This window comes from Brevibacillus brevis (assembly GCF_900637055.1).
GTDB classification, from domain to species: Bacteria; Bacillota; Bacilli; order Brevibacillales; family Brevibacillaceae; genus Brevibacillus; species Brevibacillus brevis.
This window is the reverse complement of record NZ_LR134338.1, coordinates 4546002-4569408: the sequence shown is the minus strand read 5'-3', so window position 1 is coordinate 4569408 and position 23407 is coordinate 4546002. Positions and strand designations below refer to the sequence as shown.

General features: G+C 47.7%; 24 protein-coding genes. 16 read left to right on the top strand and 8 right to left on the bottom strand.

Going from position 1 to position 23407, the window contains the following annotated elements:
• Positions 1-96 precede the first annotated feature (96 nt).
• The 7 genes from EL268_RS21950 (at position 97) to EL268_RS21920 (ending at position 9641) form a co-directional block, all read left to right on the top strand.
• Positions 97-1332, top strand: coding sequence for an amidohydrolase (locus EL268_RS21950; protein WP_106654369.1), 1236 nt, complete (start codon positions 97-99; stop codon positions 1330-1332).
• Between the two features lie 16 nt (positions 1333-1348).
• A complete protein-coding gene (locus EL268_RS21945; RefSeq protein WP_106654370.1) occupies positions 1349-2572 on the top strand; it encodes an amidohydrolase in 1224 nt (407 codons plus the stop codon).
• A 34-nt stretch (positions 2573-2606) separates the two neighbouring features.
• Positions 2607-3824 carry an amidohydrolase family protein gene (locus tag EL268_RS21940; RefSeq protein WP_106654371.1) on the top strand — a complete coding sequence of 406 codons (1218 nt, stop codon included), beginning with the start codon at positions 2607-2609 and terminating at the stop codon, positions 3822-3824.
• Between the two features lie 193 nt (positions 3825-4017).
• Positions 4018-4692, top strand: a complete 675-nt coding sequence (locus tag EL268_RS21935; RefSeq protein WP_106654372.1) for an ABC transporter ATP-binding protein — start codon at positions 4018-4020, stop codon at positions 4690-4692.
• Positions 4655-5833 (top strand): efflux RND transporter periplasmic adaptor subunit, encoded by a 1179-nt coding sequence (locus tag EL268_RS21930; RefSeq protein ID WP_106654373.1) that lies wholly within the window; start codon positions 4655-4657, stop codon positions 5831-5833. The genes EL268_RS21935 and EL268_RS21930 overlap by 38 nt, the downstream gene beginning before the upstream one ends.
• Positions 5834-5851: 18 nt before the next feature.
• Complete coding sequence (locus EL268_RS21925; RefSeq protein ID WP_232030587.1) at positions 5852-8737, top strand: ABC transporter permease; 2886 nt, start codon at positions 5852-5854, stop codon at positions 8735-8737.
• Positions 8738-8741: 4 nt separating this feature from the next.
• Complete coding sequence (locus EL268_RS21920; RefSeq protein ID WP_106654375.1) at positions 8742-9641, top strand: ABC transporter ATP-binding protein; 900 nt, start codon at positions 8742-8744, stop codon at positions 9639-9641.
• A 141-nt stretch (positions 9642-9782) separates the two neighbouring features.
• On the opposite strand, the gene EL268_RS21915 is transcribed toward EL268_RS21920, so the two are convergent.
• On the bottom strand, positions 9783-10670 hold the full coding sequence (locus EL268_RS21915; RefSeq protein WP_106654376.1) for a LysR family transcriptional regulator: 888 nt from the start codon (positions 10668-10670) through the stop codon (positions 9783-9785).
• A 112-nt stretch (positions 10671-10782) separates the two neighbouring features.
• Between EL268_RS21915 and EL268_RS21910 the strand changes: the two genes are divergently transcribed.
• On the top strand, positions 10783-12165 hold the full coding sequence (locus EL268_RS21910; RefSeq protein WP_106654377.1) for an MFS transporter: 1383 nt from the start codon (positions 10783-10785) through the stop codon (positions 12163-12165).
• 12 nt (positions 12166-12177) lie between these two features.
• Here EL268_RS21910 and EL268_RS21905 read toward each other — a convergent pair whose 3' ends face one another.
• Positions 12178-13062 carry a LysR family transcriptional regulator gene (locus EL268_RS21905; RefSeq protein ID WP_106654378.1) on the bottom strand — a complete coding sequence of 295 codons (885 nt, stop codon included), beginning with the start codon at positions 13060-13062 and terminating at the stop codon, positions 12178-12180.
• A gap of 133 nt (positions 13063-13195) precedes the next feature.
• Here EL268_RS21905 and EL268_RS21900 point away from each other — a divergent pair, with 133 nt between their 5' ends.
• Complete coding sequence (locus EL268_RS21900; RefSeq protein WP_106654379.1) at positions 13196-14398, top strand: MFS transporter; 1203 nt, start codon at positions 13196-13198, stop codon at positions 14396-14398.
• Between the two features lie 70 nt (positions 14399-14468).
• On the opposite strand, the gene EL268_RS21895 is transcribed toward EL268_RS21900, so the two are convergent.
• Positions 14469-15311, bottom strand: a complete 843-nt coding sequence (locus EL268_RS21895) for a DUF92 domain-containing protein (RefSeq protein ID WP_106654380.1) — start codon at positions 15309-15311, stop codon at positions 14469-14471.
• 161 nt (positions 15312-15472) lie between these two features.
• On the opposite strand from EL268_RS21895, the gene EL268_RS21890 reads away from it, so the two are divergent.
• The 6 genes from EL268_RS21890 to EL268_RS21865 all read left to right on the top strand — a co-directional run bounded on the left by EL268_RS21890 (position 15473) and on the right by EL268_RS21865 (position 17931).
• The gene (locus EL268_RS21890) at positions 15473-15763 is read left to right on the top strand and encodes a LysR family transcriptional regulator (RefSeq protein ID WP_126435462.1); all 291 of its coding nucleotides are present in this window, start codon (positions 15473-15475) and stop codon (positions 15761-15763) included.
• On the top strand, positions 15715-16002 hold the full coding sequence (locus EL268_RS33990) for a LysR substrate-binding domain-containing protein (RefSeq protein ID WP_164724505.1): 288 nt from the start codon (positions 15715-15717) through the stop codon (positions 16000-16002). Before EL268_RS21890 ends, EL268_RS33990 begins: the two co-directional genes overlap by 49 nt.
• A 50-nt stretch (positions 16003-16052) precedes the next feature.
• Positions 16053-16427, top strand: a complete 375-nt coding sequence (locus EL268_RS21880; RefSeq protein WP_106654382.1) for a nuclear transport factor 2 family protein — start codon at positions 16053-16055, stop codon at positions 16425-16427.
• A 250-nt stretch (positions 16428-16677) separates the two neighbouring features.
• Positions 16678-17100 (top strand): DoxX family protein, encoded by a 423-nt coding sequence (locus tag EL268_RS21875; RefSeq protein WP_106654383.1) that lies wholly within the window; start codon positions 16678-16680, stop codon positions 17098-17100.
• Between the two features lie 82 nt (positions 17101-17182).
• Complete coding sequence (locus EL268_RS21870) at positions 17183-17512, top strand: ArsR/SmtB family transcription factor (protein ID WP_106654384.1); 330 nt, start codon at positions 17183-17185, stop codon at positions 17510-17512.
• Positions 17509-17931 (top strand): SRPBCC family protein, encoded by a 423-nt coding sequence (locus tag EL268_RS21865; RefSeq protein ID WP_106654385.1) that lies wholly within the window; start codon positions 17509-17511, stop codon positions 17929-17931. The genes EL268_RS21870 and EL268_RS21865 overlap by 4 nt, the downstream gene beginning before the upstream one ends.
• A gap of 98 nt (positions 17932-18029) precedes the next feature.
• Here the strand turns inward: EL268_RS21865 and EL268_RS21860 are convergent, their stop codons facing one another.
• Genes EL268_RS21860 through EL268_RS21850 form a run of 3 tightly spaced genes read right to left on the bottom strand, consistent with a single transcriptional unit; the run spans position 18030 to position 20086 of the window.
• A complete protein-coding gene (locus EL268_RS21860; RefSeq protein WP_106654386.1) occupies positions 18030-18740 on the bottom strand; it encodes a B3/B4 domain-containing protein in 711 nt (236 codons plus the stop codon).
• 50 nt (positions 18741-18790) lie between these two features.
• Positions 18791-19429: a LysE family translocator gene (locus tag EL268_RS21855; RefSeq protein WP_106654387.1), complete on the bottom strand. Its 639-nt coding sequence runs from the start codon at positions 19427-19429 to the stop codon at positions 18791-18793.
• A 33-nt stretch (positions 19430-19462) separates the two neighbouring features.
• The gene (locus tag EL268_RS21850) at positions 19463-20086 is read right to left on the bottom strand and encodes an FMN-binding negative transcriptional regulator (RefSeq protein WP_106654388.1); all 624 of its coding nucleotides are present in this window, start codon (positions 20084-20086) and stop codon (positions 19463-19465) included.
• Between the two features lie 102 nt (positions 20087-20188).
• On the opposite strand from EL268_RS21850, the gene pdxR reads away from it, so the two are divergent.
• Positions 20189-21568 (top strand): MocR-like pyridoxine biosynthesis transcription factor PdxR, encoded by a 1380-nt coding sequence (gene pdxR, locus EL268_RS21845; RefSeq protein ID WP_106654389.1) that lies wholly within the window; start codon positions 20189-20191, stop codon positions 21566-21568.
• A gap of 25 nt (positions 21569-21593) precedes the next feature.
• On the opposite strand, the gene EL268_RS21840 is transcribed toward pdxR, so the two are convergent.
• Entirely contained in the window at positions 21594-21941 is a 348-nt protein-coding gene (locus EL268_RS21840; RefSeq protein ID WP_106654390.1) for a hypothetical protein, read from the bottom strand.
• On the bottom strand, positions 21907-23148 hold the full coding sequence (locus tag EL268_RS21835) for an amidohydrolase family protein (RefSeq protein WP_106654391.1): 1242 nt from the start codon (positions 23146-23148) through the stop codon (positions 21907-21909). Before EL268_RS21835 ends, EL268_RS21840 begins: the two co-directional genes overlap by 35 nt.
• Positions 23149-23407: the final 259 nt, after the last annotated feature.

Genomic DNA, 23407 nt, shown 5'->3' with positions numbered 1-23407 from the left:
AAAATAGACGTAAAGATTGTGCAAATCAAGTCTTCCGGCTTCCTAGATAATGGGGGAGAAAGGAATGGAGAGAGACAAAGAGAGGGTGGATAATGGATGGGCGTTACCTATTGGTTGACCAATGTTCGTTTGGAGACGGGCTACCGTCGGGAAAATGGTGTCGTCACGGGGACAGAGGCATCCTTGTATCACATTTTGGTAAAAGACGGAAAATTCGCGCGTATTGTACCAGCGACAGAGACGCTTACAGACGGTATTTTGCAAAAGGATGCAAAAGGCTTATTGGCACTCCCATCATTAGTAGAGAAGCATGTTCATTTGGACAAGACGCTTCAGGGAGAACCATGGCGGGCTGTCATTCCTGTGTCCAATATCTTTGAACGCTGTGAAATTGAAAAGCGCACACTGCCAAGTTTGCCGACAACCACACAAGAGCGTGCGGAGAATCTGTTGGAGATCCTCTTGTCCTATGGCTCGACACACGTGCGTACACATGTGGACATTTACCCGGAAGTAGGAATCTCCAATTTGGAATCAGTAAAAGCAGCATTAGCAACCTACGCGGATCGAGTCACCCACGAAATCGTGGCATTTCCGCAGCATGGCTTGTTGCGTACAGATGCAAAAGCACTCTTGCGTGAAGCATTGCGCCAAGGAGCGACTCATGTCGGGGGCGTAGACCCAGCTAATGTGGATGGTGATATAGAAGAATCCTTGCACCAAATGATGGAGCTGGCGGTAGAAGCAAACGCAGGTGTGGACTTGCATTTGCATGACCCGGGACATTTGGGAACCTACACGATGAAGCGGCTGGCAGCAATGACCGTAGACGCTGGCTGGCAAGGCCGCGTAGCGATCAGCCATGCGTTTGCGCTCGGAGACATCCCTGTGCAAGAAGCAGAGGAGATGGCGACGATCCTGCGGGAAGCAGGCATTACGATCATCACCAGCGTGCCATTTAGCCGCGTCATTCCACCTGTGCAGCTGTTGCACCAAAATGGCGTAGACGTTGCGGTCGGCTGCGACAACATTTTTGACACGTGGCAGCCATACGGAAATGGCGATGTGCTGGAGCGCCTCTGGCGACTGGCAGAACGCAATCGTTGGCTGGACGAGCTGTCGCTGTCTCAATCGCTGCGTTTTATCACAGGTGGCAAAACGACGCTGGATGCCAACGGAACACAGCTGTGGCCTGCACAAGGGGAAGACGCTAGCCTGATCCTCGTGGATGCGACCTGCTCGGCAGAAGCGATCGCGCGCCGTGCAGATCGACACGCTGTATTCTTCAAAGGCAATCTCGCTTCTGGTCAAGTGGAAGAAGTGAACGTTTAAGAGGGGTGAAAAGCCGGTGAAATCTTCTCCTTATTGGATCGTCAACGCTCGATTGGAAATCGGGTATGAGTGGGAAGAAGGCGTGGTCAGTGGAACACGGACAGAGCTGTGCGATTTGCTCATTGAGCATGGGAAAATTACGCGCATTGTCCCTTCTAGTGAAATTTTGGAGGATGGGCTGCCGAAAAAGGACGCGAAGGGCTTACTGATCTTGCCGTCTATGGCCGAGAAGCACATTCATCTGGAAAAAACGTATTACGGCGGCCCATGGAAGGCAACAACTCCCGTAAAAAACTTGTTCGAACGCCACGCTGAGGACAGAGGGCTGTTGCCGATGTATCTCAAGCAGGCGCAGACAGGAGCAGAAAAAATTCTCTCGCTGCTGGTGGAAACAGGGGTTACGCATGTAAGAACGCATTGTCATGTGGACCCACAGGTGGGTCTTGGGTTTTTGGAGGGAATGAAGAGAGCATTTGAGACGTATGCAGACCGTGTCTCCCACGAAATCGTTGCGTTCCCGCATTATGGCATGCTGCGTACACAAGCACGCGACATGGTACGTGAGGCACTGCGTCAAGGCGCCACTCATGTAGGCGGCGTCGATCCGGGTGGAGTAGACGGGGACATCGAGCGTTCCCTGCAAACGATGCTAGAGCTGGCAGTCGAAGCGGATGCCGACATTGACATGCATTTGCATGATCCGGGGCATCTCGGCGTGTTTACGATGAAGCGCCTCGCTGCTCTGACTGAAGAGGCAGGCTGGCAAGGACGTGTCACGATTAGTCACGCGATGGGATTAGGCGATGTTTCGCAGGAAGAAGCCAGAGAGATGGCACAACGACTCGCCTCTCTTGGTATCTCCCTTGCATCGACCGTGCCGATCAATCGCCCGACCATACCGATTCCGTTGCTGCATCAAGAAGGGGTTGCCGTCATGCTCGGCAACGATAGCCTGACAGACAACTGGACACCCTTTGGCAGTGGAGACTTGTTGGAAAAAGCGGGACGACTGGCTGAACGCTTCCGCTTGACGGATGAAAGATCGTTAGGCGTAGCACTTGGCTTCGTGACAGAAGGGCGGATCACTCTCGATGAAACCGGGAATCGCCTGTGGCCATTGGTTGGAGATGAGGCGAGCCTGATGGCAGTCGAAGCGACATGTTCAGCAGAAGCAGTTGCGAGACGTGCGAAGCGCAAGGTCGTTCTTTTCCAAGGCAATCGGGTAGCGGGTGAGTGGTAGTACTACTTTTAAATAGAAAGGATGTCATGGATAGATGTCTACAGCCTATTGGATAACCAACGTCCGCTTGGAGAGCGGATACCGCAAAGAAAATGACAAGGTGGTTGCTACAGATACTGAAGTGGCGCATCTATTAATAGAAGACGGACGAATTCTACAGATCGTGAATGGAGCTGCTCCACAAACCGAGCTGCCAACGAAGGATGCCAGCGGTCTGTTGGCCCTGCCGTCATTTCGGGATATGCACATCCACATCGACAAAACGTACTATGGCGGCCCTTGGAAAGCAGTGACACCAGTAAAAAACATCTTGGGTCGACTGGAAGAAGAGAGCCAGCTCATGCCAAAGCTGTTGCCAACAGCCCAAGAGCGCGCAGAAAAAATGCTGGAATTGCTGCTGTCCGCAGGCTCCACCCATATTCGCTCCCATTGTAATATCGATCCGTATATCGGACTCAAAAACCTGGAAGCGACCATGGCAGCTCTGGAAACCTTCAGCGGCAGATTGCAGTGCGAGGTCGTTGCCTTCCCGCAGCAAGGTCTTCTGCGAAGCAACCAAGTGGAGAACATCCGCCAAGCCTTGAAAATGGGCGCGACCTACGTTGGTGGTGTAGACCCGGCAACCGTCGATCAAAACATCGAGAAATCGCTCGCTACCATTTTTGAGCTGGCAGTCGAAGCGAATGCACCAATCGATGTTCACTTGCATGACCCGGATCATCTCGGGGTGTTTACATTCAAGCGTCTGGCTAAAATGACCGAAGAAGCAGGCTGGCAAGGTCGCGTTACCATCAGCCATGCCAACTCCCTTGCCGACATCAGCCTGGAAGAAGCAGGCGAAGTAGCGGAAATGCTCGCTGGCTTGGGCATTTCGATTACTTCCACTGTACCCGTGAACAGAGGAACAATTCCGATCCCATTGCTGCATGAGAAAGGCGTTTCGGTCTCTCTCGGTGACGACAGTATTACTGATCACTGGTCGCCATTTGGACAAGGCGACAGCTTGGAAAAAGCGGGCCGCTTGGCAGAGCGCTTCCGTATGCAGGACGAGCGTTCCCTGTCTCAAGCACTGGGCTTCATTACAGGCGGGAAGACGCCGCTGGATAAAGAGGGCAACCGCCTATGGCCGAATGTTGGCGATGAGGCGGATATCGTATTCGTTCATGCATCCTCGGCAGCAGAGGCTGTTGCACGTCGTGCGAAGCGCCAAGCAGTCATGTTCCGCGGGAATGTCGTTTCTGGGGCTTTGTAAAATCGAAAGAAATAAGAAAAAGGCAGAACCACAGGGTTTTGCCTTTTTTCTTTTGTAGGTGGCATTAGTGGCCAAAATATGGTGTTTATTTTTGTTAATATTAGTTTATTCCAATTTTACTAAACAATAGTTTTTGTTTGAGTTACTATTAACAAAACTTGCATTTTTCAGATATATTTTCGGGGGTGTCATTTTGCCGTTCATTGCAGAGACAAAAAACGTAGAACGCACGTTTGGCAGAGGGGCAGCTGCCGTCAGAGCGCTTGCGGGCGTAGAAATGCGTGTAGAATCAGGGCGACTGCTTGTTTTAAAAGGCAGATCAGGATCAGGAAAAACGACTCTATTAAACCTGTTGGGTGGCCTCGATCGTCCGACGGTAGGAAGCGTGTACTTTCAGGGACGAGAAATCGGCCAGCTATCGGATCATGAGCGAACGAGGATCAGGCGAAAGAACATGGCCTTTATCTTCCAGTCGTTTGGCCTGCTTCCGCTGATGTCAGCCGCTGAAAACGTCGAGTTTGGACTCCGGCTGTCAGGGGTGCCTGCTGCAGAATGGAAGGAGCGTGTTCGCGAATCGCTTGATATCGTTGGACTTTCCAAACGGGTGCACCATCGGCCATTTGAGATGTCCGGTGGAGAACAGCAACGCTGTGCGATTGCCAGAGCTGTTGCGAACAGGCCGACATTACTATTGGCGGATGAGCCGACAGCTGAGCTGGATAGTAAAACGGGTATGCAAATCAGCGGCCTGTTTCGCCAGCTGGTCGATGAGGGTGCTATGAGCATTGTCATGACGACACATGATCCCGGTGTAATGGAGGTGGCCGACGATGTCTATGAATTGGAGGACGGTCGTATCAAGGAATAGCAAATTAAAATGGGCGTACGTAACCGTTTTCCTTTTGTTGACGGGTTGCTCCTTATTCCCTAAGGAAGAGGAGGTTCTGGCTCCGCCATTAGTCGAGCCGTCACCTATCAAATACGAGGTAGCAGAAGTTTTGCAAGGGACGATCGTAAAAAGTGTGAAAGGAAACGCCTCTTTCACGACCGTGAAAACGGCGGAGCTCTCTTTCCCAGAGACGAAGGGACTGCGGCTGAAGTCGTTCTCTGTCCAAGGAGGCGATCAGGTGAAAAAAGGACAGGTGCTTGCTGAATTGGATGCGGCTGAAATGGAAAGGGCGATTGAGTCGGCCCGGTATGAAGTGGAGAAGGCAAAGCTGGAGCTGCTTGAAGCCCAGCAGGATAATCACTACGAAGTCGAATCCGCAAAGCTGGACGTTTTGAAGGCAGAGATGAACGCCAAGGTAAACGAGACCAAGCTAGCCAAGATCGAATTGGAAAAGGCTCAGCTAGACTTGGCGAAATTGCAGGATCCCAAGAAGCGGCAGTACGTGGTCGAGCGTGCCAGGCTGAACGTAAAGCAAAAAGAGATGGACTTGAAGAACCTGCAACAGCGTTGGAACGAGACCAAGCTGATCTCGCCCTTTGACGGCATCGTGCTTTTTACAAGCAACGAGCAGGTAGGAGATGAGGTGGAAGCGCATCAAAAGTTGGTAACGATAGGCGATCCGAACAAGCTGTTCGTGGTGTATACCGCTCCTGAGAAAGAGGCTCTGCAAGACGTTCGAGAAGGAATGAAGGTCATTCTCTCGGGCAAAGACGGCGAAAATGGCGAGGGGACAGTTGTTCAGACACCCCTGCATGTCCCATCCAATTTACCAGAGGATTTGACGAAGCTGTATCAGAGAAGTTTGCTGATTTCACCGAAAATTCCCCCGAAGGGCTTGGAGATCGGGACAGGAGTCAGTATCGAAGTAATTGTGGACAAGCAGGATCAGGCGCTCATCATACCGAGAAAAGCACTTCATGAACTATTGGGCAGGAAGTACGTGCGGGTGCTCGACGGGAATAGCAAGAAGGAAGTGGACGTGGAGACCGGCATCATGACCCAGACGGAGATTGAGATTCGCAAAGGTCTTTCGGCAGGCCAACTGGTTATTTTGGAATAGGGGGACAATCTTGTGGCGATGCTGCAAATGATCTTGCGGAAAATGATGAATAACCGCTGGCTGGTCGGCAGCCTGCTGATCGGGCTGATCGTCGCTGTCGGACTGGTATCGAGTATACCCGCATTCACGTCAGGGGTACTCCAGCGTATGTTGACAAAGGATCTGGAGGAATACCAAAAGAATGTGAAGCGCTTCCCCGGTGGTTTGCTGATCTCCGTTAATCAAAACAAGCTTGGGAAGAATGGTACGGGTCTTGTGGACGAAATGGCCGCTCATCTTCAAAGCAAAGTGATTGCTTCGCTGGGGGTACCCGTGTATGAAGAAGTAACCATTTTGCGGACAATCCCGTTTGACGCCAGACAGCCAAATATACAGCCAAAGAATCCGATCAGTTCCGAAAGTACACGGCTTTATTCCCTCAGTGCTCTGGAGCAGCACATGACGCTGATTGACGGTCGCTTGCCTGCTGCAACTCCCGTTGATGGCGTGTACGAAGCGTTGGTGACGGAAAAAGCGTTAAAGGATCGGCGGATGGTGCTGGGCAGCCTTTATGAGTTGACAGCGAGTGAAGCAAAAGGACTCAAGGTGCGAATCAAACCAGTCGGCGTTTTCAAGGAAAAAGAGGGGAACGATCCTTATTGGTTTGTTACGACCAGTGAATACTCCAATGGCTTCATATTGGATGAACGCCTTTTTCGGAAAACATTTTTGGAAGAGAAGAATCTGGTCATTTCAACCCAGATGTATACCGCTTTTCACTACCAATCATTTCGAATAAGCGATACAGAGAAGCTGAATTCAGCCGTGGCCGGGATCGAAGGCAAACTGCAACAGCTCGGATTGAAAAAAGCGGAGATCAACGTTCAGTTTCCGGCGGCCAGTCTCGTGGGCAAGTACAATGAGCAAGAGAAGCAATTCAAAACCATTCTCTGGTCGCTCTACATCCCCATTTTCATCATGCTCGGTCTTTATCTTGTGATGGTTTCGGGATTAATTGTGGAGAGGCAGCGAACGGAAATCGCAGTGCTGGGCAGCAGGGGAGCCAGCAGAATGCAGATTTTCTCTATTTATTTCATGGAGATCGCCATTTTAGGGTTATGCGCTTTTCTGATCGGTCCAGTTGTAGGGATACAGCTTAGCAAGATACTTGGCATCTCGAATGGATTTCTCGAATTCGTCGATCGCAAAGGTCTGGATGTCACCATTAGTAGCGAAGTTTTCGTGTATGCTGCGTGGATGGTGCTCGCCTGTATCACACTCGTTTTGATTTCTGTATTTCTGGCAACCAGGCAAAATATCGTCACACACAAGCAAAGCATGGCGAGGATGGGAGGACGAGCGATTTGGCATCGGCTGTTTCTCGACGTTCTGCTGCTTGCGATCTCGTGGTATGGATGGTATTCCTATCAAAACGCCGCTGAAACCGCAGCAAAAACGAGCGAAGGGGCTTCGGCTATCTCGATCGATTTTCTTCTCTTTTTTGTGCCCGTTCTGTTTTCACTTGGTTTTGGCCTGCTTCTTCTCCGATTGTATCCGTGGGTCCTACGCCTGATGTCTTGGGCGGGACGCTCCTTTTTCCCGCTTTCTCTGCATACGACGCTGGTGCAGGTAGGGAGGGCTCCACGGCAATATCATTTTCTCATGCTGTTCGTGACGATTACGGTCGCCGTCGGGATGTTCAGCGCAAGCATGGCACGGACGATTAATCAAAATGCAGAGGAGAGAATCCGTTACCAAATGGGCGCGGATATTCGTTTGAAGGCGGAGTGGAAGAGCGACAAGCCGGAAGTAACGGTCTTTCGGCGAGGAAATAATGTTGCAGAAGAAGGGGAGGAGGGGGGAGTGGAAAAAGAGCCTGTAGCTCCTCCTGTTCAGTATGTGGAGCCGGATTTTGACTTGTACAGCGGCCTGCCCGGGGTTGAGCATGCAACGAAAGTCTATGTGAACGGGCTGGCGGAGGCTTCTTTTCGGGGTGATCCTGTGAAGGATATCACCTTGATGGGGATTGATCCTAATGAGTTTGCAAAGACGGCTTGGATGAAGCCAGACTTGCTGCCCCATCACTTCCACGAGTATTTGAATTTGATAGCAAAAGAACCGCGTGCCCTCTTGCTGTCTCGCAGCCTCGCTGACAAGCTGCAAGTGGTGGAGGGACAAACCATCCTGCTCGGTTGGGGGGATTCTCGCAGGGTTGAAATGATTGTGTATGCCATCGTGGATTACTGGCCGGGATGGAATCCTGCGACTGTAAAAAGCACATACGGAAGCAGAATGGAAGAGCAGTATTTGGCCGTCGCCAATCTCCCGTTCGTGCAAGACAAGATTCGTCAGGAGCCGTATGAGGTTTGGATCAAAATGAAAGCGGGAGCGTCTTCGGAATCGCTTTACAAGGGTCTGGAACAAGAGGGAGTCAAGCTCGCTATGCTGAATAATGCCAAACAGCAAGTCATCCTAGTGAAAAACAGCGCGTTTTATTTGGGGCTGAACGGATCGCTGACGCTTGGGTTCCTGCTTTCCATGTTGGTCACCTTTATCGGCTACGTGTTGTACTGGGTGCTTACACTTGGAGCCAGAAAATTGCAATACGGAGTATTCCGCGCGATGGGGATGCCATTCAGACAGCTTCTTGCCATACTCGCGTGGGAGCAGCTCTTGACGTTTGGCGTCGCTTTTGCGATTGGAATGACAGCGGGCAAGCTGGCAAATAGCCTGTTTTTGCCTGCACTCAGTCTCTATTTGCATGCCGATAAGCAAGTTCCTCCCTTTACTGTCATTTCGAGGCCTCAAGATGAACAAATCATTTATACGTTCATTGCTGTGACACTGTTTATCGGAATCGGAATCGTTGGTATTCTGCTGTCACGGATGCAGATCCATCAAGCCGTGAAGCTGGGGGAGGACTAAACAGATGATCGTATGCGAAAATTTGGTGAAAATCTACAAGGCAAATGATCTGGAAGTGGTGGCGCTGCAAGGGTTGGATTTGCGCGTAGAGACCGGAGAGCTGATGGGGATCATCGGGAATAGCGGTAGCGGCAAATCAACGCTTCTGAACATGCTGGGAGGACTGGACCGTCCCTCGGCAGGCAAACTTTCCGTGGCGGGAGCTGATTTGTTTCGATTGACGACTTCCGAGCTGGTTCAATATCGCTTGCAGACCGTAGGCTTTGTCTGGCAGAACAACGCCCGCAATCTGATCCCTTATCTATCTGCTCTGCAAAATGTGGAGATGCCGATGCTTTTGCGGGGCAAGCGAAAAAGGGAGCGCGCCCACGAGTTGTTGGAACTGGTGGGGCTGGGCCACCGAAAAAAGAACAAGCTGAGCGAACTTTCCGGCGGTGAGCAACAGCGGGTAGCCATCGCGATCGCTTTGGCGAACGAGCCCAAGCTGCTTTTGGCAGATGAGCCGACTGGCAGTGTAGACACTCGAACAGCAGCTATCATTCTCGATTTGTTTCAAGAGCTGAACCGTTCGTTCGGGCTAACGGTCGTCATCGTGACTCATGACTTGGAGCTGGCGCGCAAAGTGGATCGCGTCGTAGCCATTCGGGACGGGAAAACGTCTAGCGAATTGTTGCGCAGAAAAGGAACGGAAGAAAACACTTCCGAGTCTTGGGATGAGGAAGCGAACGCGGACACGGACACTCATGAGGAATTGGCGGTGCTTGATCAGGTGGGGAGACTGCAGATCCCAATGGAGTACCTCCAGGCGATCCAGGCGGACGGCATGCTGCGAATCGAGCTGGAAGAAGATCGAATTATCCTAAAGGCACCTGAAGCGTCCACAAAAACAGACACGCGAATGTGACGTGTCTGTTTTTTGTTCCGCTATTGGGATATGCCTGCACGTTAATCTCTCAGCTGTAGGGTGCAGCGCATTCTCGATGACGATCATGCATTCTTGACTGTTGGTATTACAAGTAGGACAATCGTGAAGTTTCATGATTCATCACCTCTCAAGTTTGCTTACATTCCCAAAATAATCGACAACAACCTCACGGAATTCTTGAGCGGCTCGCGAAATGTACCGACTCTTGTGCCATAATAAAGCGATTTCCCGTACCAATTCGTCATTGTCTACTCGAAGATACTTGATTTGTTCACGAGAATCTCTTGCCGTGGTCGGTATGAAGGCTATGCCAATGTCTGCTTCCACCAGCTGGATTAGCCTTGCAGGTTCATCTCCCTCATACACATATTTAGGCGCAAATCCAACCGATTTGCATATAGCGTCTACGAAATCGCGTGTACCGTACCCTCGCTTTACCCCGACAAACCATTCATCCTTCAGATCTGTCAAAGATACGATGCTTCGGTCTGCCAGTCGATGTCCCCTTGGAACAGCTACGAGGATAGGGTCAATGAACACGATTTGACATTCAATGTCATCCTCTTGGATAGGAGGGGAGGACAAGCAAAAATCGACCTCTCCTCTATGAAGAAGCGTGACCATTTCCTGCGTGGTCAGCATTTGTACATGGAATTGGATATCGGGCCGCTTTTTCCGAAACTCTCGAAGGATATTGGGCAGCGTGCTTGCAGTAGTCACCGCCAATTCAAGCGTGCCATGCTCCGGGTTGGACAAATCGCGAAGCTCCAGCTTCCCCTGTTCTAATTCAAACAAAGCTCTTTCCACCCGGCAGAGGAATTTGCTTCCGAACTCATTCAGACGTAGCTTTCTCCCTTTTCGATCAAAGAGTGGGACTCCTAGATCCTCCTCCAATCGTTGAATCGTTTTGCTTAGGGACGATTGGGTCACATGCAGACTTCGGGCAGCATCGGTCACATGCTCCATACGAGCTACGGTGAGAAAGTATTGCAGTTGAAGAAGTTCCATTCAGACCCTCCGTTCATTCCTTCCAATCAATGAAATGATAACATGAAATGCGTTGGAGTAAATGTTTGATTTCCAGTACGATATCATCAAAACGCTTTAAGGAGGGCTGAAAATGGGGGCTCACAACAGGTGGTTGATGATTGCCGTTGGACTAGGGATATTATTGAACCCATTAAATTCTTCGATGATTTCTGTTGCGATTGCAAGGCTACAAAATGTCTACAGTCTTGACTTCACGGTTGTTTCGTGGATGATTTTCTCGTTCTACATTGCGAGTGCGATCGCCCAACCTGTCATGGGAAAGGCAAGCGATTTGTTCGGCCGTAAGAAGATATTTCTTACCGGGCTTGTCGTATCCTTCTTTGCTTCCTTATTGGCTCCATTATCACCCAATTTTGGGTGGCTCATTGTGTTCCGAATAGTGCAATCGATCGGAACAAGCATGATGGTTGCGGTTGGAATGGCCATTGTACGCATTCATATTACGGAGAAACAAGCGACCGCGCTTTCCGTACTGTCCATATTCCTGTCCGGGGCAGCAGCGATTGGACCTTTTATTGGCGGGGTATTGATTCATTATTGGGATTGGTCTGCTATCTTTCTCATGAATATTCCGTTCGTGGTGGCGAGCTTCCTGTTAGCCTGGAGGATGATTCCGAAGGATGAATCGGCAGCATCTGTTGCACATAACATGTCCTTTCGAAAATGGTTGGAGTTGATTGATGCAACAGGGATCGTGCTCTTCGCAGTAGGGCTGGTTGCACTGCTCGTTGGATTACTGTCAGCAAAATCATCCGGGCATGTCTCATGGTGGCATATTCTGGTTGGAGGAATCGGCCTCGTTACACTGGGGGCTTTCGTACGACATGAGTTAAAAACGACGTCTCCGTTTATTCCTCTACGGACATTCGCCAAGTATCCTGCGATGACGTGGGTCAATATCGAATTCATGCTCGTTAACGTCCTTTTTTATTCGCTTTTTTTCGGGCTTCCGTCCTACTTGCAAATGGTTCGCCATGTCAGCGAGTTCCATACAGGAATGCTCATGCTCAGCTTAGGTTTATGCTCACTCGTTGTGTCTCCACTAGCAGGACGATGGATTGATCAATCAGGACCTCGGCCGGCATTGTTCGCATCCGCCTTGCTTATGACATTGGGGTCATTGTGGCTCGTGACGTTCAATCAAGATTCACATGTGATTAGTGTGTGTGTGGCGTTAGCAGCATTTGGTATTAGCAACGGATTAAACAATGTCGGAATGCAAGCAGCCTTGTTCAAAAGTTCTCCAAAAGAAATCATCGGCGTAGCTTCCGGATTATTTAATACATCCAGATACCTGGGAACCATTCTCTCCTCATTGTTGATCGGCATTGTAATGGGAGATAAGTTTAGTGCCGAGGGGTTGCAAGTGCTTGGCATTCTCCTCACGACGATTGCATTGTCTTTGGTACTCATGAGTTGGCGAAGAGAATCAAGGGAAAGGGGGCAGTCGTAGGTTCACCCATCCCTATTCAAAATCGCAGGCATGGTTCATAACAAATTGTTTAAATTTTTCAGTGGCAGGTGATAAATATCGCCCTTCTACCCAGGCAATTCCAATGGTTCGTTGGCACTTCGGGCTTTTGACAGGGATTTGTGTGATCTTACTCTGGTCCGTTCCCTTTAAATTGGGCAAAAGGGAGATTCCCAGTCCGGCAGCGACCAGTCCTGCAACGGTATCTGCTTCCTCTCCTTCAAAGGTAATCGGAGGTGTAATTCCCGCTGCTTGAAACAATTGCTCGACGGTAATACGAAGGGAGTACCCTTCTTTTAAATGGATAAAGGATTCATCTGCAATCTCTTCCAAAGTAATCGAGGTACGATTTGCATATTTGTGGTCTTTGGGGACAATCACAAAAAGTTCTTCATCCCAAAGCGGCTTCCATACAAAAGGAGATTTCATATCCATAGGAGCAAGTAGACAAAGATCAAATTCTCCTCCTTGCAACTGATTCATAAGCGTATGGGAGGGACCTTGTCCGAGTCGAAAATGAACGTTTGGGTAGTGGGAGCGAAAAGAAGCCAGTAAATCAGGGATACGGCTGGTACTTAACGTGTGCAGAAATCCAAGAGACACTTCTCCTTTATCTGGATCAAGCAAATCCATGATTTCTTGTTTTCCTTCATGAAATTCCTTCATCATGTTTTCGACTCGCTTTAAAAAGAGATGACCATATTTATTGAGCCGAATCGAACGTCCCTGACGGTCAAACAGGGGCACGCCTATTTCATCCTCAAATCGGGCTATCGAGCGACTAAGGGCAGACTGGGAAATCGAGAGAGCTTCGGCAGCATGTGTCACGTGTTGGATTCTTGCCAGGGTTTGAAAATATTCGAACTGTTGCCATTCCATTCGAAAGCACCACTTTCCGTTCGGATTTTTCATTACATAAATGCATGAAAAACATGATTATAATGAATTATACATCATAGATAAATGGTGATACCATGAAACCATAATCATCCTGAAATGATATGGTGATCGCATGATACAACAAGGCACGCCACTCTTCCGTAAAACCAGCTTTGCTTTTTTTGCTGCTGGCTTCAATACGTTTGCTATTCTTTACTGCGTACAGCCTTTGATGCCGGAATTTTCAAAAGAGTTTGCGGTTAATCCAACGACAGCAAGTCTTTCCCTCTCCATTACAACCATGGTTCTTGCCGTCAGTATGCTCGTTTTTGGGTCGCTGTCTGAAGTATGGGGACGCAAGCCGATCATGATCTTTTCCATGCTTGCTTCGTCTGTGTTTTGTATTCTCACAGCATTCAGTTCGAATTTTCATGTTCTCCTGGTATTGCGAACGATTGAAGGAATTTCCTTGGCCGGTCTACCCTCCATCGCAATGGCCTATCTTGGAGAAGAAATCGAATCGAAAAGCCTTGGAGCAGCTATGGGTCTCTATATATGCGGCAACTCAATTGGTGCTGTGTTTGGCAGGGTTTTCTCAGGAATGATGAGTGACTACTTCGGCTGGCAGATCGCAATAGGGGGGATTGGTCTCATCAGTTTGGTTGCCACAGTGATTTTTTGGAACACCTTACCACCATCACAAAACTTTAAAGCACGTCCATTCGTATTGAGAAAGCTAGGTCTGTCTTTAATGGCCCATCTAAAGGCTCCAAGTCTCATTTGTTTATTTGTCATCGGCTTTTTACTTTTGGGAAGTAATGTAGCGTTGTTCAATTACATCGCTTATGTATTACTCGAAAAGCCCTATTCACTCAGCCAAACATTGATAAGTTGGACATTTTTAATTATGATCATCGGAATGTTCAGCTCTGTCTGGACAGGAAAATTAGTAGATCGTCACGGTAAGCAAAGGCTGTTATTCATTAGCTTATTCCTTGCATTAATCGGCGTCTGCTTGACGTGGGAAGCGAATCTCATTATGAAGATAGTAGGACTTGGATTTTTTACTTTTGGATTTTTTGGAGCGCATGCCGTTGCAAGCAGCTGGGTAGGACAGCTTGCTTTACAGAACAAAGCACAGGCCTCTTCCTTGTATTTATTTTTCTACTATACGGGCTCAAGTGTAGGAGGAACACTCGGAGGATTGTTTTGGTCCGCATACGGATGGGGAGGCGTCATCAGCATGAATGTTGGCTTTCTCGTAGTAGGCTTCATACTTTGGGCGTGCGTCTCAAAAATGGGACAGAACGCGAAGAAAGTGACGAAAACAGCCTAGACTTGTGCCCCAAAATAAAGAAACGGAAAAACTCAGTATCGTTTTCGTGATACGAAGTCTTTCCGTTTCTTTATAGGTCAAACGATAAGCCGATTGCCAGCGCCAATAAGGCGGCGAAAGCACCACCTGCAAGCGAGCCAACTATATTGACGGCATCGTTGTTCCAACCAGCGCGACCGCGGATTCGCACGGCTGGCTTGCCGCAGTGACGAGACTGCTCGATTTCACGACCGCAAACGCCGCAACGGTACATTTGCTGCCATGTCGCACCGATCCATGAATCAACCAGTGACCCTATCATACCCGCCAGTCCGGCTATTCCGATCCAGGCTGCCAGTCTAAATGCAGGCGAGACCGCATCCGGCGCGGGTTGACCAGGTATCGCAAGCAACAACCACGCTACACCGCCGATAAATAGACCACCGGCCAGCGAAGCACCCATGCCCAGGCTAGAAACACCGCCGGAAGTGCCGGGCGGAACAATCTGACCCGTCTTGATCGATCTCGGAGGCTTTCGGCTCAAGCCGCCGATCTCTGTCGCCCACGTATCAGCCGTGACCGCTGCCATCACGCCGAGGAACGCGTACCACCAAAGCGGATGGGGCCACGCCCAATTTGCTACACATAACAGCAGCCCGAGTCCGCCGTTTGCGAGCACCTGGCCAGCATCGCGTCTCCCCGTTTTCTCATAGCCGCTCTCGGCCTCTTCCTTTTTATGCTTTTTCCACTTGGATAATAAGGTGGACGAGACAAAAAAAGCGATGAGGGAGCCGAACCAGATAGGGCTTCCGAGTGCGTACATCATGGTACCCAGTATCACCGCCGCCAAAAAGCCGGAACCAGACAGCGACCGTTTTACATAAGCCGCCCCCGCAATCCCGGCGCTGCAGGCTAGTCCTATTAACCACTCCACAGTTTCCCGCCCCCTTTGCTTTGCACTATTATACCTCAACGCAGCAGGCAAGATGAGCGGTTTCCTCTAGAAAATGGTAAAGACAGAATAGATGAGTAACAAACACATTACCGCATTGATTCCTTTATCGTATTTGGCAAATAGAACATATAGGAGCGCCCTTGTTTGATCGAATGGGTCGAAAAGTAACGCTTACCGATGTTGGAAAAAGGTTGATTGGCTATACAGAAGAAATATTAAATACGTATGGCAGGATTGAAAGCATAGCGAGTGACGAGAAGGAGGTACGAGGAGAGTTAAAAATAGCCACTCCTGAGTCTTTAACGGTCTATCGCCTAGAACCAATACTTAGTGAATATCGGAAATCTTCATTTCTAACGGGAAAGACTGTATTTATCGTGCCTTGTTCGGAAAATACCTGGAAGAGCGAGGGCTTGCCTTTTCTCAAATGATGGAATTGTGGAGCATCGAGGCAATCAAACGATGTGTGAGGAGTGGTCTAGGTATCACTTGTTTACCGTTGATGACTGTAAAAGATGAGATCGATCAAGAAAAAGTAAAGATCATTCCCTGTGACAGTAGCTTTCCTGCTATTTTCGTGCAAGTTGTTTATCACAAAAACAAGTGGATTTCGCAAGCGATGACGGAGTTTATTGCGATAACGTTAAAACATGCAAAAAGTTGGGCATAGATAGACGTGTTGTACGAACGGATATCTTATTAAAGAAAGGATGACCTGCTATGAAAACTTCACTCAAAGAGAATGCGGTGTCGTTTTTGCAATTGGTAGCGTCGGGTAATGTGCGAGAAGCATACCAAAAATACACAGGACCAAATTTTCGCCACCATAATCCCTTTTTCCGCGGCGATGCTCACTCTCTTATGCTCGCAATGGAAGAGAACGCCGCAAAGAATCCCAATAAGATTCTCGAAGTGAAACGTGCCATCGAAGAGGGGGATATCGTTGCGGTTCATTCTCATGTGAAGCAAAACCAAGAGGACCTTGGGGGAGCTGTGGTCCATATCTTCCGTTTTCAGAACGACCAAATCGTCGAATTCTGGGATGTAGGTCAGCCCATACCGGATGATTCCCCCAATGAGAATGGAATGTTCTAAAGTACCCAAGAAAACCGAGTCACAATGGTAAAGCTTCGGCATTCACGCGCCGAGGCTTTTTGGCATGTAGTCAGGGGATGAATAGACTGACTTTGGTTTTCATGTGGTGCGAAGAGATGTTGTTGACAGGAAACCAAATAGTGTCGTATTATCAAAACGACACCAAATAGTGTCCAATTAGATGTTGGTCATTTTTAAAGATTGGAACCTGAATAAGTTTCACTTGAAACCATTATGAGGGGGAAACAAAATGAGTAAGATGATTGGGGCGGAAACAAACGTGAAAGCAGAGACCAAGCCCCGAGGAAAGATGATTGCTTATTGGTCAGTCACATTACTACTCGCATCAGCGGTTATGTTAAGTGGTATCGGGCAACTGATGCAATATGGGGGAAACCTCGAGTTAGTGACGAATCTTGGTTATCCATTATACGTCTTGACCATTCTCGGAATTTGGAAAGTGCTTGGAGCCATCGCCCTCGTCGTCCCAGGTTTCCCTCGGCTTAAAGAATGGGCTCACGCTGGTATCTTCTTTTTAATGACTGGTGCGGCTTTCTCTCATGCGTTTGCTGACGATTATGGTGATTACGGGTTTGCTATTATTCTTCCGCTTTCATATGCTGCACTAAATATCGCGTCGTGGGCGCTTCGTCCGAATAGCCGCAAACTTTAGGGAGGTGGTGAAAATAACGACTGTCCTCTTCGTACCACCAATAGATTTCTACCACAGAAAATAACATTTTGGAGGGAGTGTTGTGAGCGAGAACAACCAGTTACGGGATGTGTTTGATGCAATTGCAGACCCAACTAGGCGCCAATTGATTCGCCTGTTAGCAGAGACAGAGGAGATGCCGCTTCATGAATTAACGGCACAGTTTCAAATGGGCCGAACAGCGGTATCCAAGCATTTGACAATCCTTAAAGAGGCCGGACTGGTACTTGACCGAAAAGTCGGCAGAGAAACGCGATTTAGGCTAAACGCATCTCCACTCAGAGAAATTCAGGATTGGGTGACTTTCTACAGTAAGTTCTGGAGTACGAATATGTTGCGCTTGAACCAACTATTAGAGGAGGAAGAAGAATGAGTTTAACATTATCCTTGGATTTTGAGTACAAGACATCGATTGAGAAGCTTTGGTCCGCCTTAACAGATTCAAGCAAGCTTGCCAAGTGGGTGGTCAACATCCATAATGGTCAGGCGATGGAAAATGATTTTAAGCCCGTCGTAGGACAGCGTTTTCAGTTTCGCACTCAGCCGACCGAATATTGGGACGGAATTGTTGACGGAGAAGTGCTTATCGTGGACGAACCACACCGGTTGTCCTATACTTGGTCCAGTGGAGGAGAGAACCACACGGTTACTTGGACGCTGCAGGATTTAGGGAACGGAAAAGTTAACCTGCATCTCGAACAAACCGGAATCTCAAATGCGCAAGCACTGGGTGGAGCTAAGTATGGCTGGAGTAATTGGTGCGGCGAGCTTGAAAAGGTGTTGGAACAATAATCGCATTCGTTACTAGAAGAAATGGAAAGAAGTTTCATAAACACAAAGAACGGCAGCCAGTGTTTGGCTGCCGATTTTCCATATCAACTCACAGGACCTTAATCAAAGATTGTCATTTCCTTATGATTGATATCTAACACTTCCATCTTCACCATACCCCCAAGATGATGTGGCACGGAATCAGACAATTCTTTAAGCGCCATATGGAATTCATCGCTTCTTGTTTCATCGATTAATTCGATACAGAGGAATGCATTTTTCGTATTTTCTGTTAGCATTGTCCTCTGCGCTTCACGCCAATTCCAGCATCTGCATATTGCACCGTCATCATCTTTATAAACAATCTCCCCTTCATAGGGCGAAGCATTTTCATCCTGTCCCAATGGGATAAACGGTTCGTTGCCATTTGCCTGCGTCAGGCGAATATTGCCTACAAAAGTGTCGATATCTTCTCCACCACACGGAAGCCCATATCGCAATGAAATGGAATTATAGATGTCAACAAGCGGATTTATTGTTCCGATCGGATTGCCATTTTTTACTCTTTTTAATAAAGCTTCAATGGAACATCTTGCGCCTTTCTTTGTCTTGAATTTCTGAAAAGCTTCTCGCCAAACGGAAATGACAGGATTACTACTGAATTCCTCCAGACTGATAAATGTATGCGCTTCTTTCTCAGCCTCCTGCAGCAGCTTCTCGTATTTTTCAACGTCCCTAATTGAATTATCAATTCCCTGGCAAATCACGATGCCTATTTTTGCATGCGGAAATAACGACCAAAAATCATCTTCAATGATAAATTTAGGCATAACCTATCTCTCCGTTTCATTTAGCTTATTGTCAATTTCATCATGCATACTTATGTTTTGGAGGGGCTCGCAAAGGCGGAGAAAATCCCTAGGGCAATATATAAATAACCAGTTATCCGATTCACTACCTTTGAACTCGCCGTACTACTCACAATCCGCTTTCTCATACTTGCTGCGAGAACGGCATACAGACCATCGCTAACAAAAGCTAGGATAATAAATAACGTTCCTAAAAGCAAAAATTGAACGGTGACTGACCCAGCAGTAGGCGATATGAATTGCGGAAAGAAGGCTAAAAAGAAGAGTGCTGTCTTGGGATTCATTACCTCTACAAGCGCTGACTCGTAAAAAATCTTTCGTAATTTTTTGCGAGGGGCTTTTGGAATTTCGGAAGCCGTATTATCAGCTTTAGAAAATAAAGTCTTACACCCCAGATAGATAAGATAAGCAGCACCCAAGTATTTCACGATATGAAACGCTGTTGCCGATGTCATAAGGATCGCAGAAACGCCAATTGCTCCAGCTATCACGTGAACAGAGCCGCCAAGAGACACACCTAGAACAGATACCAGACCTGCTTTCTTCCCTTGATCGATGCTTCTTGCCATAATGTAGAACACAGCTGGTCCAGGTATGATTAACAATGTAGAAGCGGCAATGACAAATAGCCAAATAGTTGAAAACTCCATAAGAAGCAACTCCTTGTTGTATCTATAGGCTGATCATTTAAATAACTCTTTCCGTTGCTCACGCATCCACTGAGCAACCTGAATTTCCTCTTGATCATTTGATTTTTCAAGTTTTGCCACAATCGATTTATAATCGGTGTTGTTGCGATTTTGGCTCATTTTGGCTGCACCTTGAATCGAGGTGATTTCAATCTCAAAACCAACGATTCCCTTCATTTCTCTCTCAAGCAATTCAGGATCAAATGTCTCCCAGAGCCGACCATTTTTTCGGTGAGATTCATAGTGTGTAAGCATCGAATCCAAAGCCGATTTCAGTTCATCCTTCGTAAGGATTCGTGCTGTCCCATACGCATGTACAGCGAGATAGTCCCATGTGGGAACCTGTTCACTCTCATACCAGCTTGACGAAATGTAAGCGTGCGGTCCTTGAAAAATAAGCAAAACATCCCGATTGTTATCCAACGTTTTCTTCTGCATGTTTCCGTATGCAATATGCCCAGTCGCATAGATTTTCCCTTCCGCTTCACGAATTTCCAAAGGAATATGCGTAGCCAACGGGCGGTGTTCATCAACCGTAATCAATAGGGCAAACGGGTTCGACTTCATCATTTGTACTGCCTCATCATGATCCATACGATATTGCTTAGGAATGTACACAGTAACCACCCTTTCAACTTGAACTTGAACCAAGCGTATGATACAAACTGACATAAAAAAAGATACAATATCAAATAAATATACATGTCAGGAGGGGTGGAAATGAAAAATACCATTTTTACATTCAAAGATCATTCTCCTAAATACAAACAAATCTATGAGAAATTTAAATCATTTATTGAGCAAGGCGACATAAAGGCGGACGAGCCATTGCCCTCCATTCGCCAACTTGCAGATTCCTTACAGGTAAGCCGCAATACTACATTAATGGCGTATGAGCAACTTGTTGCTGAAGGGTATATTCGTGGAGAAGGCCGAAAAGGTTATTTTGTAAATGAGTTAGAGCCCGTTTTATTTCAAGAGGCTCGCAGCTCTTCTGCTTACAAGCAAACAGAGCCGGTACCACCTGTTCGTATTGATTTCCGCGCAGACGTCGTCGATCAATCGCATTTCCCTTTAAAAACGTGGAGGAGGATTTCGAATCAAGTATTAACGGCTAAGGATAGCTTCCGGTACGGGGAGCCTTTTGGTGAATCGAGCCTGCGTGAGCAAATCGCAGCATATTTACTTCAGTCTCGTGGGGTGAGAACAGAACCAGATGCCATCATTATCGGAAGCAGTACCCAACAAATGCTTGTGTATCTCGGTCTTGTCTTGAAGCATGATTTTCCTAGCGTGATTGTGGAAGACCCTGGTTATGATGGCGCTAGGAAAGCTTTTCAATTAAATCGTTTTACACTGGAAACATTACCCGTTTATGAAACAGGTGCTGATTTTTCCCACTTGGAACATATGAAATCACGATTGATTTATGTGGCGCCGTCCCATCACAGTCCATATGGGGTAAGCATGCCCATTCAACAAAGGCATGCACTCATCCATTGGGCAAAAAATAGGCAAGGATATATTATCGAAGACGATTATGATAGTGAATATCGCTATACCCAACAACCATTTCCTGCACTTGCTTCCATCGATTCAACAAGGGTTATTTATCTCGGAAATTTCTCGAAGTGCTTTCTTCCAGGAATTCGTTTAAGTTATATGGTGTTGCCACAGCCACTTATCAGCTGTTATAAAAGTCAATTCGCCCATTTCGAGAGCACCACTTCACTCCTTAGCCAATTTGCCATGGCGAAATTTATGGAGGAAGGGGAATGGAATCGCCATATTAAACGCATGCGTCTGGTTTATAAACGAAAAATGCAGCACTTCGTTTGTGAATTAAGGAATCATTTCAAACAACATATTTCTATCATTGGCGAGCAGTCTGGTTTGTACGTATTAGTTAAAGTACACCTGGAATGTTCAGAAGAATGGCTCATTCAACAAGCTTCCCTTCAGGGAGTGAAAGTGTATCCTACTTCACTCTACTTCATTAAAAACAAAACCGATGAACCAATCATTAAACTTGGTTTCAGTAATTTATCAAGTGATGAAATCCAACGTGGAGTGAAGCTCTTAAAAAAGGCTTGGTTATAAAATGGCGGTTTGATAGCTCAAGCTTTTAGTCGCGAACAAACACCCAAGCTGGTAAGAGAAAAAAGAAGAAATAAGCGAAAGTCTTTGGGATACCAGCCGAAGTGCAATGGAAAAAAAGAAACCTGCCTTTAGCGTCCACCACTGAAATACTTCGCTGAGGCGCGACTTTGGACGCGGGTTTCTTTTTTTCCATGGAGCTGGGCAGGGATGACCCCTTAGGAGGTAGCCCAAGAACTTGAGCGTTTTCTTCTTTTTTCTCCCCACCACCGAAGGCTCGATTTAAACCTAAAGAAAAAAGGCTTCCCTGAAAAATCAGCGAAGCCTTCGTGTCTAACTGACTATTTTGTTTCTTCCATTCTCTCCAAAGCACCATGCACAATCTTCCCTTTAAACATAACAGCAGCCCGACGAGATTTTCTCGCAATCGCTTCCGCAGAGCAGGAGCTTTCGGCAAACACGATGCTCGCCTCGTCGCCAACCTTTGGCCATGCACGGTTGCCATCTTTATCGAGCGTTGTTTTTCCACCGGTGATGAAGTACAACGATTGCACCAATGATTTCTCATCCACCCAACGGTAGCGCTCGACCAGACGGTTTAGCTTATCCAGCATATCGCCTGTTCCATATGGCGACCACGAATCGTAGAATCCATCGTAACCAAGCGCGACATGTACGCCTTTTGCATGAAGCATCGGAACAGGTGGCATCGCCCGATTAATCGGAACGGTCGTCATGATCATCGTTCCCATCTGGGACAATCGATCTGCCATGTCCGAGCTTTCCTCCATCGACACATCTCCGAGCGCAAAGGCATGACTGATCGCCATACGGTTCTGCCAACCAGCTTCCTCGGTAAGATCGAGCAGTCTTTTGATCGTATAAAAGCCGAGTGTCCCCGGATCATGCAGGTGAATATCGACATCCGCATCTGCTTCCACCGCAATGTCCATCATTTCACGCAAGGAGCCTTCCAATTCATTATCAATCCCAGCCGGGTCCAAGCCCCCAACCAGTGTGGCGCCTTCCTTCATGGCTTGTCTCATCAAGGAGCTTGCTTGTGTGCGCAGGAGCCCCTGTTGCGGGAAAGCGACGATTTCATACGTCAGACGATCACTGTATTCTTCCAGTGCTGCACGCACACCCTCCAGGTTTTTCAGCCCGATGTATGGATCGATGTTGACGTGTGTGCGCACATGTGTGGCGCCGCCTTTGATATGGAGCTGGAGCATCGCTTGTGCGCGCTCTTTGGTCGTCCCGGTCATCAGCGGCATTTCTTTTGCTTCGAACTCCAAGCGATCGATCAGTTTTTTCGGAGGGAGGCAAGATTTCCAGGTTGCGCCCGCATACGTTTTATCCAGATGATTATGCTTTTCAACAAAAGAGGGGAGGGCCAATAAACCTTTTGCATCTTCTTGCGGTAAAGTGGTGTCGAGTGGTTCTGTCGCCGAGACGATGTCTGCGATTTTGCCGTCTTCGATCTTCAAATGACAGATTTCTGAGATTGTGTGAAAGACACCGTCGTCTCCTGTTTCAAATCCTTTATCGAGACGAACGTTGGTTAACCAAAAAGCTTGCCTCACTAGAAATCAGCCCTTTCTCTATCTTGCAAGTAGTGGATGAGAGTCCAATCTAGCTGTCTATGTTAATTGTAGTGAATATTTCGAACAAGGTTGTTCATCTTTTTTACTACTTTTTGCATGATCTTTACGTATTGTGTGGAATCTTGCTTGTTTTCGAAAAGGAGTAAAGATTGTGCAAATACACGTAAAGGTTTTGAAACAAATTTTACAGAATATTTCCTATAATGACGAAGAATACACTGAAGTGGAGAGGCCGGAA